The sequence below is a fragment of the Pedococcus cremeus genome (genome assembly GCF_900111375.1).
GTDB lineage: Bacteria > Actinomycetota > Actinomycetes > Actinomycetales > Dermatophilaceae > Pedococcus_A > Pedococcus_A cremeus.
The window spans coordinates 277,385-293,284 of the sequence record NZ_FOHB01000003.1 but is presented as its reverse complement, the minus strand read 5'-3'; the positions used below and the strand labels follow the sequence as shown (position 1 = coordinate 293,284).

General features: G+C 71.4%; 16 protein-coding genes. 4 read left to right on the top strand and 12 right to left on the bottom strand.

Features of this window, described 5'->3' with window-relative positions; genetic code table 11:
- Positions 1-14 precede the first annotated feature (14 nt).
- The 4 genes from paaD to paaA are packed head-to-tail and all read right to left on the bottom strand — an operon-like array spanning position 15 to position 2,696.
- Positions 15-530, bottom strand: coding sequence for a 1,2-phenylacetyl-CoA epoxidase subunit PaaD (gene paaD, locus BMW78_RS07395; protein ID WP_091758277.1), 516 nt, complete (start codon positions 528-530; stop codon positions 15-17).
- A gap of 5 nt (positions 531-535) precedes the next feature.
- Positions 536-1,354, bottom strand: coding sequence for a 1,2-phenylacetyl-CoA epoxidase subunit PaaC (gene paaC / locus BMW78_RS07390; protein ID WP_091757920.1), 819 nt, complete (start codon positions 1,352-1,354; stop codon positions 536-538).
- Entirely contained in the window at positions 1,351-1,638 is a 288-nt protein-coding gene (paaB, locus tag BMW78_RS07385; RefSeq protein ID WP_091758275.1) for a 1,2-phenylacetyl-CoA epoxidase subunit PaaB, read from the bottom strand. Before paaB ends, paaC begins: the two co-directional genes overlap by 4 nt.
- A gap of 38 nt (positions 1,639-1,676) precedes the next feature.
- Complete coding sequence (paaA, locus tag BMW78_RS07380) at positions 1,677-2,696, bottom strand: 1,2-phenylacetyl-CoA epoxidase subunit PaaA (RefSeq protein WP_091757918.1); 1,020 nt, start codon at positions 2,694-2,696, stop codon at positions 1,677-1,679.
- An 84-nt stretch (positions 2,697-2,780) separates the two neighbouring features.
- Here paaA and BMW78_RS07375 point away from each other — a divergent pair, with 84 nt between their 5' ends.
- The 3 genes from BMW78_RS07375 to BMW78_RS07365 are packed head-to-tail and all read left to right on the top strand — an operon-like array spanning position 2,781 to position 4,587.
- The gene (locus BMW78_RS07375; protein ID WP_245735715.1) at positions 2,781-3,506 is read left to right on the top strand and encodes a GNAT family N-acetyltransferase; all 726 of its coding nucleotides are present in this window, start codon (positions 2,781-2,783) and stop codon (positions 3,504-3,506) included.
- Positions 3,503-4,276, top strand: a complete 774-nt coding sequence (locus tag BMW78_RS07370; protein ID WP_091757914.1) for an AzlC family ABC transporter permease — start codon at positions 3,503-3,505, stop codon at positions 4,274-4,276. Before BMW78_RS07375 ends, BMW78_RS07370 begins: the two co-directional genes overlap by 4 nt.
- Positions 4,273-4,587, top strand: a complete 315-nt coding sequence (locus BMW78_RS07365; protein WP_091757912.1) for an AzlD domain-containing protein — start codon at positions 4,273-4,275, stop codon at positions 4,585-4,587. The genes BMW78_RS07370 and BMW78_RS07365 overlap by 4 nt, the downstream gene beginning before the upstream one ends.
- Before the next feature lie 165 nt (positions 4,588-4,752).
- Here the strand turns inward: BMW78_RS07365 and BMW78_RS07360 are convergent, their stop codons facing one another.
- The 3 genes from BMW78_RS07360 to dapB all read right to left on the bottom strand — a co-directional run bounded on the left by BMW78_RS07360 (position 4,753) and on the right by dapB (position 7,078).
- Positions 4,753-5,754, bottom strand: coding sequence for a hypothetical protein (locus BMW78_RS07360; RefSeq protein WP_143056178.1), 1,002 nt, complete (start codon positions 5,752-5,754; stop codon positions 4,753-4,755).
- Between the two features lie 167 nt (positions 5,755-5,921).
- A complete protein-coding gene (locus BMW78_RS07355) occupies positions 5,922-6,287 on the bottom strand; it encodes a hypothetical protein (RefSeq protein WP_091757908.1) in 366 nt (121 codons plus the stop codon).
- Entirely contained in the window at positions 6,284-7,078 is a 795-nt protein-coding gene (gene dapB / locus BMW78_RS07350) for a 4-hydroxy-tetrahydrodipicolinate reductase (RefSeq protein WP_091757906.1), read from the bottom strand. Before dapB ends, BMW78_RS07355 begins: the two co-directional genes overlap by 4 nt.
- On the opposite strand from dapB, the gene BMW78_RS07345 reads away from it, so the two are divergent.
- Positions 7,077-7,538: a methyltransferase family protein gene (locus BMW78_RS07345; protein WP_091757904.1), complete on the top strand. Its 462-nt coding sequence runs from the start codon at positions 7,077-7,079 to the stop codon at positions 7,536-7,538. The genes dapB and BMW78_RS07345 overlap by 2 nt on opposite strands.
- A gap of 120 nt (positions 7,539-7,658) precedes the next feature.
- On the opposite strand, the gene BMW78_RS07340 is transcribed toward BMW78_RS07345, so the two are convergent.
- The 5 genes from BMW78_RS07340 to BMW78_RS07320 form a co-directional block, all read right to left on the bottom strand.
- Positions 7,659-10,163: an ExeM/NucH family extracellular endonuclease gene (locus BMW78_RS07340; RefSeq protein ID WP_091757902.1), complete on the bottom strand. Its 2,505-nt coding sequence runs from the start codon at positions 10,161-10,163 to the stop codon at positions 7,659-7,661.
- A gap of 234 nt (positions 10,164-10,397) precedes the next feature.
- Entirely contained in the window at positions 10,398-11,621 is a 1,224-nt protein-coding gene (locus BMW78_RS07335; protein WP_091757900.1) for an NAD(P)/FAD-dependent oxidoreductase, read from the bottom strand.
- Between the two features lie 106 nt (positions 11,622-11,727).
- Complete coding sequence (locus tag BMW78_RS07330; protein ID WP_091757898.1) at positions 11,728-14,169, bottom strand: polyribonucleotide nucleotidyltransferase; 2,442 nt, start codon at positions 14,167-14,169, stop codon at positions 11,728-11,730.
- A gap of 194 nt (positions 14,170-14,363) precedes the next feature.
- Entirely contained in the window at positions 14,364-14,633 is a 270-nt protein-coding gene (rpsO, locus tag BMW78_RS07325; protein WP_091757896.1) for a 30S ribosomal protein S15, read from the bottom strand.
- A 269-nt stretch (positions 14,634-14,902) separates the two neighbouring features.
- Positions 14,903-15,805 carry a hypothetical protein gene (locus BMW78_RS07320; protein ID WP_245735714.1) on the bottom strand — a complete coding sequence of 301 codons (903 nt, stop codon included), beginning with the start codon at positions 15,803-15,805 and terminating at the stop codon, positions 14,903-14,905.
- Between the last annotated feature and the right edge of the window lie 95 nt (positions 15,806-15,900).

Genomic DNA, 15,900 nt, shown 5'->3' with positions numbered 1-15,900 from the left:
GATCGCCTTGCCCATCAGATCGCCTTGAACTGGTCGAAGGGCTCGCGGCAGGCGCGGCACCGGCGCAGGGCCTTGCACGCCGTGGAGCCGAACCGGGCGAGCTCCTCGGTGTCGGTGCTCCCGCACTGCGGGCACGCCACCTGGCGGACCTGGAGCGAGAGGGCGACCGGCCCGCTCCCCCGGGCGCCGGCACCCCGCTCGGGTGGAGCGATACCGAACTCGCGCAACCGCACACGGCCCCGTTCGGACATCCAGTCCGTGGTCCACGCAGGGCTGAGCCTGGTCTCGACCGAGCACGTGTAGCCGTGCCGCACGGCCTCGTGCACGACGCGGTGCTCGATGGCCTCCATCGCAGGGCAGCCCGAGTATGTCGGCGTGATGGTCACCGAGACCCGGCGGTTCGACTCGTCGACCTCGAGGTGGCGCAGGATGCCGAGGTCCTCGATGGTCACGACCGGCACCTCGGGGTCGGGGATGTCCGAGATCGCCTGTGCCACAGCGGACTTCACGACGGGCGCAGCTTCAGTCATGACGCTCACCAGCTCGCTCCGGGGTGCGACCGGGCGATGTGCTGCATCTCGGCCAGGAGGTAGCCCATCGGCCGGGAGTGGATCCCCGCACGGCCTCCGCGCGAGCGCCAGCGAGGGGCCCCGGGCTCGGTCAGGGTTGCCTCCTCCACCACCGCCGTCACGTGGCCGAGGGCCGCGTCGCGCAGCGTCGAGGGAAGGACGCCCACGCCCGCTTCGGCGGCGGCGCGTGCGGTCTCGTCGTCGTCGAAGAGCTCGGCGACGTAGGGAGCGACGGCCTCCAGCCCTTCCTGCATCCGGCGGTGCGACTCCTCGGTGCCGTCCCCAAGTCGCAGCACCCACTGCGTGGCGTGGTCGCGGTGGTAGGTGACCTCCTTGAGCGCCTTCTCCGCCACGCCGGCCAGCACCGGGTCGCTCGAACGGCGCAAGGCGGCATACAGCTCGCACTGGTAGCTGGCGAAGGTGAGCAGGCGGGCCATCTCGAAGCCGAAGCCGGCGCGCTCCTGCTCCACGAGGTGCACGTTGCGGAACTCCCGCTCGTCGCGGAAGTAGGCCAGGTCGTCCTCGGTGCGGCCCGTGCCGTCGAGCTCGCCCACCCGGGTCAGCAGGACGCGTGCCTGCCCGAGCAGGTCGAGGCCGACGTTGGCCAGCGCCATGTCCTCCTCGATCTGCGGGGCCCGCGAGATCCACTCCCCCAGCCGCTGGGCGTAGACCAGCGCGTCGTCGGCCAGGCCCTGGATGTACGGTGCCGCAACGGTTTCCGAGACCACTGCGGAAACCGGGGCCACTGAGGCCACCGTGGCCGCCGTGGTGGGGTCCGGGTTCACAGGTACTCCACGTCCTCGGGGACGTCGTAGAAGGTCGGGTGGCGGTAGACCTTGTCGGCCGCCGGGTCGAAGAAGGAACCACGCTCGTCGGGGCTCGAGGCGGTGATGTCGGACGCCCTCACGACCCAGAGCGAGACGCCCTCCTGCCGGCGGGTGTAGACGTCTCGCGCGTTGCGCAGCGCCATGGTCGCGTCAGGGGCGTGCAGCGAGCCGACGTGCACGTGCGACAGCCCCCGCTTGCCCCGGACGAAGACCTCCCACAGCGGCCACGACTTCTCGGACATGCCCTGCCCCTCGCTCGCGGTGTCGTGGCTCGAGGCGCTCATGCGGCACTCCCCCGGCGTTCGCGCGCAGCCTGCTTGGCGGCATACGCGGTGGCTGCCTCACGCACCCAGGCGCCCTCCTCGTGGGCGGCGCGGCGGTGGGTGAGGCGCTCGGCGTTGCACGGCCCGTCGCCCTTGAGCACGCGCCAGAACTCGTCCCAGTCGATGGGGCCGAAGTCGTAGTGGCCGCGCTCCTCGTTCCAGCGCAGCTCGGGGTCGGGGAGCACGAGGCCGAGCTTCTCGGCCTGCGGCACCATCATGTCGACGAACTTCTGGCGCAGGTCGTCGTTGCTGAACCGCTTGATGCCCCAGGCCATCGACTGCTCGGTGTGCCCGCCCTGGGCGGCCTCACCGGTGTCGGGCGGCCCGAACATCATCAGGGAGGGCCACCACCAACGGTTGGCGGCGTCCTGGGCCATCTCCTGCTGCTCCTCCGTGCCGCGCATGAGGGTCCAGAGGATCTCGAAGCCCTGCCGCTGGTGGAACGACTCCTCCTTGCAGACCCGGATCATCGCGCGGGCGTACGGCCCGTAGGAGCACCGGCACAGCGGCACCTGGTTCATGATCGCGGCACCGTCGACGAGCCAGCCGATCGCGCCGCAGTCGGCCCAGGTCAGCGTCGGGTAGTTGAAGATCGAGGAGTACTTCTGCTTGCCCGAGTGCAGCCGGTCGAGCAGCTCGGCGCGGTCGACCCCGAGGGTCTCGGCGGCGCTGTAGAGGTAGAGCCCGTGCCCGGCCTCGTCCTGCACCTTGGCCATGAGGATCGCCTTGCGGCGCAGGCTCGGGGCGCGGGTGATCCAGTTGCCCTCGGGCTGCATGCCGATGATCTCGGAGTGCGCGTGCTGGGCGATCTGGCGGATGAGCGTCTGGCGGTACGCCTCCGGCATCTCGTCACGCGGCTCGATGCGCTGGTCGGCCTCGATGAGGTCGTCGAACAGGCCGGACTCGGCGGCGTTCAGCGGCTCGTCGGGGCTCGGCAGGGCGCTGTCCGCCTCGGGGCCGAAGTCGTTGCCGTACATGCCCACAGTATGCGGTGGTGTTACACCCGATTGCAATTGTGCCGCTTTGGTGTCACATGCCTGCACGGGTGCGAGGATGGCGCGGTGGCGCACCACGACTCCGAGCACCAGCACGACCCTGGGCATCCCCACGACCACCCGCACGGCGACGAGCACGCGCACGCCGCCACCGGACCGGTCGCGGACGCCAGCGTGCGCGTGGCCCGGGAGAGCGACGCCCCGGCCGTGGGCCTGGTCCAGGCGACGGTGTGGCGCGAGGCGTATGCCGGCGTGGTGCCGGACGAGGTCGTCGAGGCGTTCGAGCCGCCCGCCTTCACGCGCGCGTGGCGCACGTCCCTGGCCAACCCCCCGGCCGGTGCGCACCGGCTCCTGGTGGCGTGTGCCGGAGAGCAGGTCGTCGGGTTCGCCGCCGTGGGACCGAGCCAGGACCCCGACGCGTCGCCCTTGACCGGCGAGCTCACGGCCATGGGGGTGCACCCGCATGCCCGCCGGGCCGGTCACGGGTCGCGGCTGCTCAACGCCGCCGTCGACACCCTGCGCGGTGCGGGTGCCGACACCCTCCACGCCTGGGTGCTCGCGACCGACGAGCAGACGCGGGCCTTCTTCACCCGGGCGGGACTCGCCCCCGACAGCGCGTTCCGCGACCGGGTGGTCTCCCCCGACGGCCGCACGGCGCGCGAGGTCCGGCTGGTCGCGGCGATCGGCGACACCGAGCAGTCCACCGACAACGAGCAGCCCACGGACACCGAGCAGCCCAGCGACACCGAGCAGCCCAGCGACACCGAGCAGCCGGGCCACAGCCAGCCGTGACCGCGCTCGACCCGGCCCGGCGCCGCGCGGTCCTGCGCCAGGCGGTCTCGGTCGGTGTCGCCACCGGCGCCTACGGGATCAGCTTCGGCGCCCTGTCGACCGCTGCGGGCCTCGACGTGCTGCAGACGCAGGCCCTGTCGGTGCTGCTGTTCTCCGGAGGCTCGCAGTTCGCCTTCGTCGGCCTCGTCGCCGGTGGGATGTCGGGGGCGCCGGCCGCGATCGCGACGTCGACCCTGCTCGGTGTGCGCAACGGCCTCTACGGCCTGCAGGTGGCCAGGATGCTCGACGTGCGGGGCCTGCGCCGGGTCGCCGCCGCCCACCTGACGATCGACGAGTCCACCGCCGTCGGCGTGGGCCAGCCCGAGGAGCGGGCGGGGCGACTCGGGTTCTGGGCGACCGGGCTGGCCGTCTTCGTGCTGTGGAACCTCATGACGCTCGCCGGCGCACTCGTCGGCGACTCGATCGGCGACCCGAAGACCTACGGGCTCGACGCCGCGGCGGCGGCCGCCTTCTGCGGTCTGCTGTGGCCCCGGCTGAAGTCCGGTGACGCCTTCGCCATCGCCGCACTGGCCGCGCTGATCGCCGTGCTGCTGGCGCCGCACGCCCCCGCCGGCGTGCCGGTGCTGGTGGCGGCGTTCACCGCGCTGGTGGCGGCGGTGTGGCCGTCGGCGCACCGGGACCCCACCCCACCGCACCACTGGACCGACGAGGACGAGGCGACGAAGGCGGACCCCGACCATCGTGGGACACCCCGAGGTGAAGCCCGATGAGCATGTGGACCGCGGTCCTCGCCGCCAGCGCGCTCGCGTTCGCCCTGAAGTTCCTCGGCTACGTCGTGCCGACGCAGTGGCTGGAGGGCCGGCGCACCAGCCGGGTCACCTCCGCCCTGCCGATCGCCCTGCTCTCCGCGCTCGTGGCGGTGCAGACCCTCACCGGTGCCGGCGGCGCCCTGGTGGTCGACGCGCGGCTGGCCGCCGTGGCCGTCGCGCTCGTCGCCCTGGCCCTGCGGGCGCCCTTCCTCCTGGTGGTCGGTCTCGCCGCAGGCACGGCGGCCCTGCTCCGCTCGCTGGGCTGGGGCTAGCCAGCGCTGGACGCTCGGGGGCCGGTCCGGGACGGTCGGGCCGCTCGGGCCGGCCTGAGCAGCACGAAGCCCTGACGGTGATCCGTCAGGGCTTCGTGCCACCCACCAACCGGGACCTGTCCAGGGCTCCCTCTCCCGGGTGGCGCGTGGGTCGACCGTAAAGGGTCACCCGTAGGTGGGTCCGCCTCCCCACAGGAACGAGCTGCGCGCGGTGTTCCAGTGCGTGGCGAGGTAGCTGCCCGCCTTCGGGTTGGTGTGGAAGTAGTCGTTCTTGTTGCAGTCGAGTCGCTCGTCGAGCACGGTCGTGGTGCAGGTCGAGGAGGTGTAGACCGAGGTGCCGGCGGCGCCGGAGTAGCACATCAGGTCCTTCTCATCGCGACAGTGCAGCGCGGTGTCCGAGTGGGGAGCGCTCTTCTGCACGGCACCGAGGGTGTGGAAGATCTCGTGCGCCGCCGCCGAGCCGGACCAGCAGCCGAGGTCGACCCGGGCGAACTGCGGACCGAGGTTGTTGCGGTTCTTCCGGCCGGGCTGGTCGTCGTTGTAGGTCTGGCCGAGGCCGCAGATGTAGCGGGCGTCGGCGAACACCATGTACTTGCGCGTGCTGTGCACGTAGCCCTTGGCGGTCAGCTCCGAGGCGGTCTTGGCGAAGCTCGGGGCGGCCGACGACGACAGGTGCGCGACGGCCACCGAGGGCTGGCAGTTGGCGCTCGTGGCGATGCGCAGCTGGCGGCTGCCACCGGTCTGCCTGGCCGACGCGGCCACGATGCCGTTGGCCCGCTTCATGGCGTCGATGATGTACGGCTTCAGGCTGCCGATCCGGTTGGGCAGCGACCCGTAGTAGGCGTAGACCGCCTGGACCCGGTTGCCGCTGGTGCCGGGCTGGGTGCACTTGGGGCTGAGCGGCGCCGTGCTGGTCGTGACGCCGATGGAGACCGCTGCGGTCTCGGGCTGGAGCACCCGGTGCTCCTCGGCCAGGTCGGCGACCTCGGGCTCCTGCCCACGGGACGTGCTCGCAGTGGCGTTGGCGGAGGTGCTGGTGGAGGCGCCGGAGGGGGCGGCGCTCGCGGTGGTCACGCCGGAGACGGAGGGCACTCCGAGCGTGGTGGCGAGGGCGGCAGCGGCGAGGACGCCGAGGGCCGCCGCACGGGGGCGGTGGAGCGGGGACACCTTCGCAGCGTGGAGGACGAACCACCGCAAACCGGGATTTTTTACGTTTCCCTTACGCTCTTCTGACGAGACACAGAACTACGTCTTACTACCGCCTTTGACGTAGTGTGCCACGTCGATCGACGTAGAGCAGCCGGTTTCCCTGATCTGTCAGGGGGCCTTCGCCGCTACCCGTGGTGGCGGCCCGCGCGCCAGGCCCGGACGGCCGCGCGGTAGTGGCGCTGCTCCCCCTTGCGGTCACGACGCACCCGGCAGGCCTCCGCCTGCTCCAGCTCGCCGCGCCAGGTGGCGTCCTCGGGGCCCGGCTCCCGGCCTGCCGACAGCTCGGCCATCATGCGAGAGCCGTCGCGGGCGAGCAGGAGCAGGGGCACCAGCGCGGCCACCAGCACCAGCGGCAGCAGCACCACCCCGATGCCGAGCAGCACCGCTGCCGGGCGGCCGTCGCGGATGAGCTCCACCCCGCGCCAGCCGATGGTGACCGAGTAGAAGCCCAGCACGACCAGGAGGACGAGGGCGGTGAGGCGTTCTCTCACTGGCCGGCCAGGCCCAGGTAGTGCTCCAGCCCCACCGTCAGGCCGGGGTGGTCGGCCACCCCGCGCACCCCGGCGAGCACACCGGGCATGAAGGAGGCCCGGTCGAAGGAGTCGTGCCGCAGCGTCAGCATCTCGCCCACCCCGCCGAAGAGCACCTCCTGGTGCGCCACGAGGCCACGCAGCCGCACGGCGTGCACCGGTATGCCGTCGACCCGCGCCCCGCGCGCGCCGTCGGGGTCGTGGGTGGTGGCGTCCGGGACCTCACCGAGCCCGGCACGTGCCCGGGCACCCGCGATGAGCCGAGCCGTGCGGGCCGCGGTGCCCGACGGGGCGTCGAGCTTGTTCGGGTGGTGCAGCTCGATGACCTCGACGGACTCGTAGAACCGCGCCGCCTGCTGCGCGAACTGCATCATGAGGATGGCACCGATCGCGAAGTTCGGGGCGATGAGCACACCGACCCCGGGAGCCTGGCCGAGCTGCCGTTCCAGCGCGCCCAGCCGGGAGTCGTCCCACCCCGTGGTGCCGACGACGGCATGGATACCGCGCTCCACGCAGTGCCGCACGTGGCCGGGCGACGCGTCGGGCACCGTGAGCTCGACGGCCACCTGGGCCCCACCGAGGTCGCCGAGGTCGTTACCGTGCCCGACCCGCGCCACCAGCTCGAGGTCCTCGGCCGCGTCGACGGCCGTGCAGGCCTCGCTGCCCATGCGTCCCGACGCTCCGATGACGGCCACCCTGATCCTGTCGCTCACGCACGTCAGGGTAGCCACCCGGCATACAGTCGCCGTCATGGACACCAGTGGTGCGCGGGTGCGGGTCCTGCCTCCCCTGCTGTTCCTCGTCGTCCTGGTCGTCCTCCTGTTCGTCGACCGGCTCGTGCCGCTCCCCGTGCCCGGCGGCGCGGTGCGGGTCGCGCTGGGCGTCGTCCTCGTGGCCCTGGGGCTGGCGCTCATGGTGTGGGCCGGCCGGGTGATGCTCGGGTCGCACACGACGGTGAACCCGTGGGGCAGCGTCTCTTCCCTCGTCACGGGCGGCCCGTTCCGGTTCACCCGCAACCCGATCTACCTCTCCGACCTCCTCCTCTACCTCGGCGTCGCCGTGTGGGTCGGCACCTGGTGGCCCCTGTTCGCCGCCCCCCTGCTGGTCCTGGCCGCCCAGTGGCTCGTGATCGGGCCCGAGGAGCGCTACCTGACGCAGCGCTTCGGCGCGGACTACACGGCATACCGGCAGCGCGTGCGCCGCTGGATCTGAGGGGCCGCACCTCAGGGGTCCCCGTCGCCCCGGGTACCGGGGCACAGCAGAGGCGGGCCCGGCCTGCTGGCCGGACCCGCCTCCCGTGTTCCTCGAGCGTTCCGCTGTGGGCGCTCGGGCCTACTTCACGAAGGCCTTCAGCCCGAGGACCACGGGGTCGTGGTCGGACGAGCGGTACGGGTCGGGCTGGTGGAAGTCGGTGCCGTGGTAGTTCCAGCGGCTGTACTCCAGCGCCACCGACTCACCGGAGTTGATGTTCCAGTGGTCGGCGCCGGTGGCCATCTTCAGCGCGTCCGCGTTGACGAGGATGTGGTCGAGCGAGCCCGACAGGCCGGAGAACGAGTACGACCAGGAGTCGTTGTCGAACGTCGAGCCCACGTCGGTGTAGCCGGCCTTGTAGAGGACGTCGAGCGGGTCCTCCATGGTGTACGAGTTGTAGTCGCCGGCCATGACGACGGCCTTCGTGCTGGTCGCCTCGAGCGCCGTGGGGACCCAGTCGCGCAGCGCCTGCGCCTGGAGGATCCGCGAGGTGACCGACGAGCCCTGGCCGTCGCCGGTGTCCTCGTCGCCGGGGAACGGGCCGGCCGAGCCCTTGGACTTGAAGTGGTTGACGACGAAGAGGAACTTGTCGCCCTTCCCGTACTTCTGCTTGAACACCTGCGCGATCGGCTCACGGGCGTTGCCGAAGGCCTGGCCGTCGGCGCTCTGCCTGCCGAGCGCACGGGACTGGTCGACCCGCATCACGGAGGCCGGCTTGTAGATGATCGCGCTGGTGATGACGTCCTGCTCGGAGGCCGGCGGCAGCTCCGTCGACGACGGCACGTAGGCCCACGTGCCGGCACCCGCCTTGGCGTTGAGCGCGGTCACGAGCGAGGCGAGCGCCTCGTCGGTCCGCTCGCCGAGGGCGGCGGAGTTCTCGATCTCCATCAGGCCTACGACGTCGGCGCCCAGGGCGTTGATCGCCGAGACGATCTTGCTCTGCTGGCGCTGGAAGTCGGCGGCGTCCCACGCACCGCGCTGGTCGCAGCCGGTGCGCACCGTCACGCCGTCGCCGGCACGGTCGGTGTAGGGCTGGCACGTCGCGTTCTCGACCCCGAGGGTCGTGAAGTAGTTGAGGACGTTGAACGACGCGACCTTGATGTCGGAGGTGCCGAGCTGGTTGATGTCACCGGCGTCCGGGGCGGCGGTGCGGGTGTTCTCGAACTCCGCCGGCGAGGCGGCGTTGTCCGGGCCCACGACGGTCGCCGTCGGCTGGAAGCGCCACAGGTCGAACCGGTAGTCGACGACCACCGACTTGGTGAAGGTGACGGCGGCACCGACCCGCACCGGCTTGCTCTGCGAGACGTACGCCGGGGTCAGGTCCCCGTTGGTCAGGCACGGCGTCGGTCGCGTGCCGCAGACGCCCGTCGAGAAGCTGTTCGCCAGGAAGTTCGTCGAGGCGCCGTCGTCGAGGGTGACCGCCCGGCGGGCGTTGTCGGCCTCGACGGCGAGGGCCTCGGCCGAGCGCGGTGCCGCGACCTCGGTCGACTGGATGAGCGGCTTGGTGCCGGCAGCCAGGCCGACCTCGCCGTACTGGTTGGTGCTGTAGGTGTTGCTCACGGTGAAGGGACCCGAAGGCTGGTACAGCATGCCCTCGATCGCCTCCCGCTCCGCGCTCGTGCCCGGCCAGGCGTTGGTCGCCGGGGTCACGGCGTCGAAGTCGTCGCCGGCGTCGGTGATGTCGGCGGCAGCGGCGGTGACCTCGGTGAGGCCGCCGAACTCGCTGACCTTGCCGGTCACCTCGACGTAGTTGCCGACCACGGCGTCGGCGTCGAGCGCGCCACCCGGCTGGAAGACGAAGACACCGTCCGAGGCGGCGGCCAGGTCACGCGCGCCACCGGTGCCCTCGGTCTGCAGGAAGAACCCCCGGAAGCCACCGGCCGGGTATGCCGCGGTGATGACACCGCGCGTCGTCACCGTCTGGCCCACGAGCGGCGAGGTCGCGCCGGTGCCCTGGATCTCGGCGATGGTCCGCTGCTGGGCCTCCGGCTCGGGGTCGGGCCCGGTCGAGGTCCCGGCGCCCGGGGTCGGCGCCCCGGCCAGGAAGTCGAGGGAGTTGTCAGGGGTGTTCTGGGTGCCCTTGCGCGCGAGCGAGGTCGTGTTGCTGCCTGCGGCTGCCGCGGCGGAGCCGGCCCAGTCGTTGGCGCTCCCGAAGCCGACGAAGTCGGCCACCGACGACAGCGCGGAGCACGGGTTGGGGTCGGACTTGCCGGCGCAGCCGGAGAGCGCGGTCGTGCTGTCGACCAGGGCGACCTTGCCCGCGCTGGCCGAGAGGTTGATGGTGCCCTCGGCGTCGACCCGCGGCAGGGCTGCGCCGGTGCTGCCGGTCGCACCGCCCACGACGTAGGTCGCGCCCGGGGCCAGCGTGCCCGTCAGGTTGACCTTGTTCGACCAGCTCGTGCCGGACGCCGACGCGTACTGCACCGACCAGCCGGCCAGGCTCACCGCGTTCGAGGAGCGGTTGACCAGCTCGATGAAGTCGCGGTTGTAGGGGGCGCCGGAGTTGCCGCCGCCTCCGTAGACCTCGTTGATGACGACCGCGGCCCCGGCCGACGGTGCCGCGATGGCGGGCCCCGCCGCCACCATGCCTGCGGCCAGCGCTCCTGCGCCGGCCGCCGCTGCTATCTGTCTGCGTTGTACGCGCACAGCATGTCCTCCAACACACCGAATCCCCAGTAGAAGCGCTGCCGGCCGTGGATGGAGGCGTGGCGCGCCCGTGCAGTGAACCACGCACGTCTCGGCGCGGGAACCGATCCCAGGAGGGGGGAAGGTAAAACTCAGGCAAAGTCTGGGCGGGTTCCCCGGGCCCGCTCGGGCGGCTCAGGCCAGCTCGTGCAGGGGCACGCCGGGGTCGGCGAGGCGCTCGCGGTCGACGGTGGCCCGCGAGCGGATGACGACCTTGATGTCGTCGATGACGTCCCAGGTGTTCACCGCCATGCCTGCCACCACCCGGTCGTCGCGCAGCCAGAACGCCAGGAACTCGCGCGAGGCGAGGTCGCCGCGCACCACGACCTCGTCGTCTGGCCCGCAGTACCCGATGTACTCCATGCCGAGGTCGTACTGGTCGGTGAAGAAGTACGGCAGCTCGTCGTAGACGTCGTCCTTGCCGAGCATGCCCGCGGCCACGGCCGCCGGCTGGTTCAGCGCGGTGGCCCAGTGCTCGACGCGCACGTGCTGGTCGAGGAAGGGCAGGAAGTGGTTGGCGACGTCGCCGACCGCGAACACGTCGGGGTCGCTCGTGCAGCCCTGCGCGTCGACCACGATGCCGTTGTCGAGGCGCAGGCCGGCGAACTCGGCGAGCTCGATGTTGGGCAGCGCCCCGATCCCCACCACCACCGTGTCGGCGGCCAGCGTCGTGCCGTCGGCGAGCCGCACGCCGCGCACCTGCCCGTGCTCGCCCTCGAGGTCGGCCACCTCGACGGAGGTCCGCAGGTCGACGCCCTTCTCACGGTGCAGGTCGGCGAAGACGGGGGCGATCTTCGGACCGAGCACCCGCACCAGGGGGATCTCGAGGGCCTCCAGCACCGTCACGGTGCAGCCGGCCTCCACCGCTGCCGACGCGGCCTCCAGCCCGATCCACCCTCCCCCGACGAAGACCACGCGCCGCCCCGGCTGGAAAGCCGCCCGCAGCCGGTCGCTGTCCTCGATGATGCGCAGGTAGAGGACGCCCTCGAGCTCCGCCCCCGGGAGGTGCAGCTGCCGAGGGGTGCTGCCGGTGGCGATGAGCAGCCTGTCGTAGCGCACCCGCTCGCCGGTGTCGGTGGCGATCTCGTGGTCCAGCAGGGCGAGCTCGGTCACCCGGGTGCCGAGGTGCAGCCCGACGTGGTGCTGGAGGTACCACTCACGCGAGTGGACGAACGCGTCGGCGAGGCCCTCACCGGTCTTGAGGTAGCCCTTGGACAACGGCGGTCGCTCGTAGGGCAGGTGTGGCTCGGCACCGTAGAGCTCCACCGCCCCGTCGAAACCCTGCTCGCGCAGCGCCTCCACGGTCTTGGCGCCCGCGAGGCCGCCGCCCACGACCACGAACGTCCTGTTGTCGGCCATGCCTCAGCATCGACCTGCACAGCGCGGAACCGCAACGGGACACGCAAAGGCGACGGGCCGGCATACCGCAGTGGTATGCCGGCCCGTCGCCGTTCTCAGCGTGGCGTCAGTTCGCCGCGTCCTCCGAGGAAGCGGGAGCGCCGCCCTCGTGGGCCTCGACCAGCTGGTCGGACTCGGACGTGCCGGTGCCCTGCTCGGCGTGGTCACCGCGCTCGCCGCCACGGCGACGACGGTTGCGGCCACGGCCGCCCTCGCGACGCTCGCCGCGGTCCTCGCGGTCACCGCGCTCCTCGCGCTCGGGCTGGCCGCCCTCGGCGGCCTCGTCCGTTGCGACCTCGGCAGCCTCGCCGCTCTGCCCCTCGGGGAGGACAGCAGCCAGCGAGAGCTTGCCGCGCGGGTCGATCTCCTTGAGCTCGACCTGGACCTTCTGGCCGACCGAGAGGACGTCCTCGACGGCGTCGATCCGCTTGCCGCCGACGAGCTTGCGCACCTCGGAGATGTGCAGCAGGCCGTCCTTGCCGGGCAGCAGCGAGATGAACGCGCCGAAGGTGGTCGTCTTCACGACGGTGCCGAGGAAGCGCTCGCCGATCTCGGGCATCTGCGGGTTGGCGATCGCGTTGATCGCCGCGCGCGCAGCCTCTGCCGACGGGCCATCGGTGGCGCCGATGTAGACCGTGCCGTCGTCCTCGATGGAGATGTCGGCGCCGGTGTCCTCCTGGATCTGGTTGATCATCTTGCCCTTCGGGCCGATGACCTCGCCGATCTTGTCGACCGGCACCTTCACCGAGATCACACGCGGGGCGAACGGGGACATCTCGTCCGGGGCCTCGATGGCCTCGTTCATGACGTCGAGGATGTGCAGGCGAGCGTCACGGGCCTGGGTCAGCGCGCCGGCCAGCACCGAGGCGGGGATGCCGTCGAGCTTGGTGTCGAGCTGGATGGCGGTGACGAACTCGCGCGTACCGGCGACCTTGAAGTCCATGTCGCCGAACGCGTCCTCGGCGCCGAGGATGTCCGTCAGCGCGGCGTACTGCGTCTCACCGTCGACCTCGTCGGAGACCAGGCCCATCGCGATGCCGGCGACCGGCGCGCGCAGCGGCACACCGGCGTTGAGCAGCGACAGGGTGGAGGCGCAGACCGAGCCCATGGACGTCGAGCCGTTGGAGCCCAGCGCCTCGGAGACCTGGCGGATCGCGTAGGGGAACTCCTCGCGGGTCGGCAGCACCGGCATGAGGGCACGCTCGGCCAGGGCGCCGTGGCCGATCTCGCGACGCTTGGGCGAGCCCACGCGACCGGTCTCACCGGTGGAGAACGGCGGGAAGTTGTAGTTGTGCATGTAGCGCTTGCGCGTCACCGGCGAGAGGGTGTCGAGCTGCTGCTCCATGCGGAGCATGTTCAGCGTGGTGACACCCATGATCTGGGTCTCGCCGCGCTCGAAGATCGCCGAGCCGTGCACGCGCGGCAGGACCTCGACCTCGGCGCTGAGGGCGCGGATGTCGGCGAGGCCACGGCCGTCGATGCGGACCTTGTCGCGCAGGATGCGCTGGCGGATGAGCTTCTTCTGCACGGAGCGGTAGGCAGCGGACAGCTCCTTGTCGCGGCCCTCGAACTCCTTGCCCTCGCCGGCCAGGGACTCCTTCATGGAGGCCTTGATCTCGTCGATCCGGTCCTCGCGCTCCTGCTTGCCCGCGATGGTGAGCGCCTGCGCGAGGTCGGCCGAGGTGGCCGCCTCGACGGCGGCATACACGTCGTCCTCGTAGTCGAGGAAGATCGGGAACTGCTGGACCTCCTTGGCGGACTTGCTGGCCAGCTCGGCCTGCGCGTCGCAGAGGACCTTGATGAACTTCTTCGAGGCCTCGAGGCCCTCGGCCACGACCTCCTCGGTCGGCGCCTGCTTGCCCTCGTTCTTGACGAGGTTCCAGGTGGCGTCGGTGGACTCCGCCTCGACCATCATGATCGCGACGTCATCACCGACGACGCGGCCGGCGACGACCATGTCGAAGGTCGAGCGCTCGGCGTCCGAGAAGTTCGGGAAGGCGACCCACTGGCCATCGATCAGGGCGACGCGGACGCCGCCGATCGGGCCGGAGAACGGCAGGCCGGAGATCTGGGTCGAGGCGCTGGCGGCGTTGATCGCCAGCACGTCGTACTGGTGGTCGGGGTTGAGCGCGAGCACCGTGATGACGACCTGGACCTCGTTGCGCAGGCCCTTGGTGAAGGTCGGGCGCAGCGGGCGGTCGATCAGGCGGCAGGTGAGGATCGCGTCGGTGGACGGGCGGCCCTCGCGGCGGAAGAACGAGCCGGGGATCTTGCCCGCGGCGTACATCCGCTCCTCGACGTCGACCGTCAGGGGGAAGAAGTCGAAACCCTCGCGCGGGGACTTCCCGGCGGTGGTGGTGGAGAGGAGCATCGTGTCCTCGTCCAGGTAGGCGCTGACAGCGCCGCCGGCCTGCTTGGCCAGTCGCCCGGTCTCGAACCGGACGGTGCGGGTGCCGAAGCTTCCGTTGTCGATGACGGCTTCGGCGAAGTGGATGTCTGGACCCTCCATTGGGCCCTCCTTCGTTTTGATCTTCAACGAACCGCGTGCATCGTCGTTGTGCACGGGTCTTCTTCTCTGGTCATTCCTGTATGCAGTTGTCGCGGGCTGGGCCCGCAGGACCGGTGGTCCTGGACCTCCTGGGAGGCCCTCATACGAGAAGGAGCGGCCCACGCGTGGTGCGTGACCGCTCCCTCTCGGATGGCTTATCGGCGCAGGCCGAGGCGCTTGATCAGCGAGCGGTAGCGCTCGATGTCGACGCTCTCGAGGTAGCGCAGCAGGCGGCGGCGCTGACCGACCAGCAGCAGCAGGCCGCGGCGGCTGTGGTGGTCGTGCTTGTGCTCGCGCGAGTGCTCGGTGAGGTCCTTGATCCGCTGGGTGAGCAGCGCGATCTGCACCTCGGGGGAGCCGGTGTCGCCCTCGTGCGTGGCGTACTCGGACATGATCTGCTTCTTGACGTCAGTGCTCAACGGCATAGGTCGACACTTCTCCTTCTGGTGATCGTTGCGCGGTGCGCCAGGGCTGGTTCACCTGGGCTCTCTCGATCCGCGGCCGGTCTACGGCAGGGTTCAGGCTATCAGCGGCGCCCGGGCGCGCCCTAATCGGCGACGTCGGGATCCTGGAGGCCGCACCGCAACGGTTGGCAGGAGGCCATCGGTTGTCGTCGAGGGCCGCGCGCGGCAGCAACGAGTGCCATCATGCCAACGGTCGCGGTCCTGCCTGGGCTCGGTGTCGCCGGACGTGCTCAGTATCCCCGGAAGTGCAGCCGCCACTCGTCGCTGGACACGCGGCCTGCCATCCCCACGTCCCGCATGGCCGCCACGACTCGCTCGAGGGTGCGCTCGGGCTCCCGGTAGATGCCCTTGGCAAGCACCACCACGAGCCGCCAGCTGTCGGTGTCGAGCCCTTCCCGCCGGTCGACGTCGCGCTCCCACTGCGCCTGCGTCTCGGCGTGCTGGCGACCGTCGTACTCGATGGCGAGCCGATGGTGCGGGTACGCGAGGTCGAACCGGCGCTCCCAGCTCCCGTCCTCGCGGTACTCGACGTGGTTGACCACCGGCTCGGGCAGCCCAGCCAGCACCAGGAGGAGCCGCAGGCGCGACTCCATCGGTGAGTCCACGCCCACCCGCACCAGCGTGGCCGCCCGCCTGAGAGTCGCACCGCCCTTTCCACCGAGCTTCACCGTCCTGGCGCGCAGCCGTTCCGGCGTGGTGCGTCCCGCCTTGACGAGGCTGTCGCCGAGCACCACCAGGTCCACCAGGCCCAGGTCGCAGCCAAGGCCGGTGAAGGTGTCCTCCGCGGACGTGACCGGTATGCCGCGCCAGCGCGCCTCCGAGGTCAGCGCACCGCGGCGGGCGTCGATGCCGTCGACGCGCAGGCGCCCCGTGGGGAGCGTCAGGTGCACGTCGGCACTCGAGGGAACGACGCCCCCGATCAGCTCGGCTGCCGTGTGCCGAGACGCCACCGCTCCGTCAGGCGCGATCTTGAGTGCCGCTCGCACGCGCAGCGCGAGGTCGACATCGGCCCGGGCGTCGCAGTAGACGTTGGTGAAGAGCCGCCGGTAGCCCGGACCCCTCAGCTGACCCGGCGTCACGCCGGCGGCCAGCGCCTCCCGGTAGGTCAGCGGCTCGAATCCCTCGTCAGGCACAGCCGCCACCCTGCCTCAGGACCGAAGGGTGCCCACCGCCTCATCCACAGGGGTCCACCTTGGCGTCGACACCGCGACAGGTGGCAGCGCGCCAA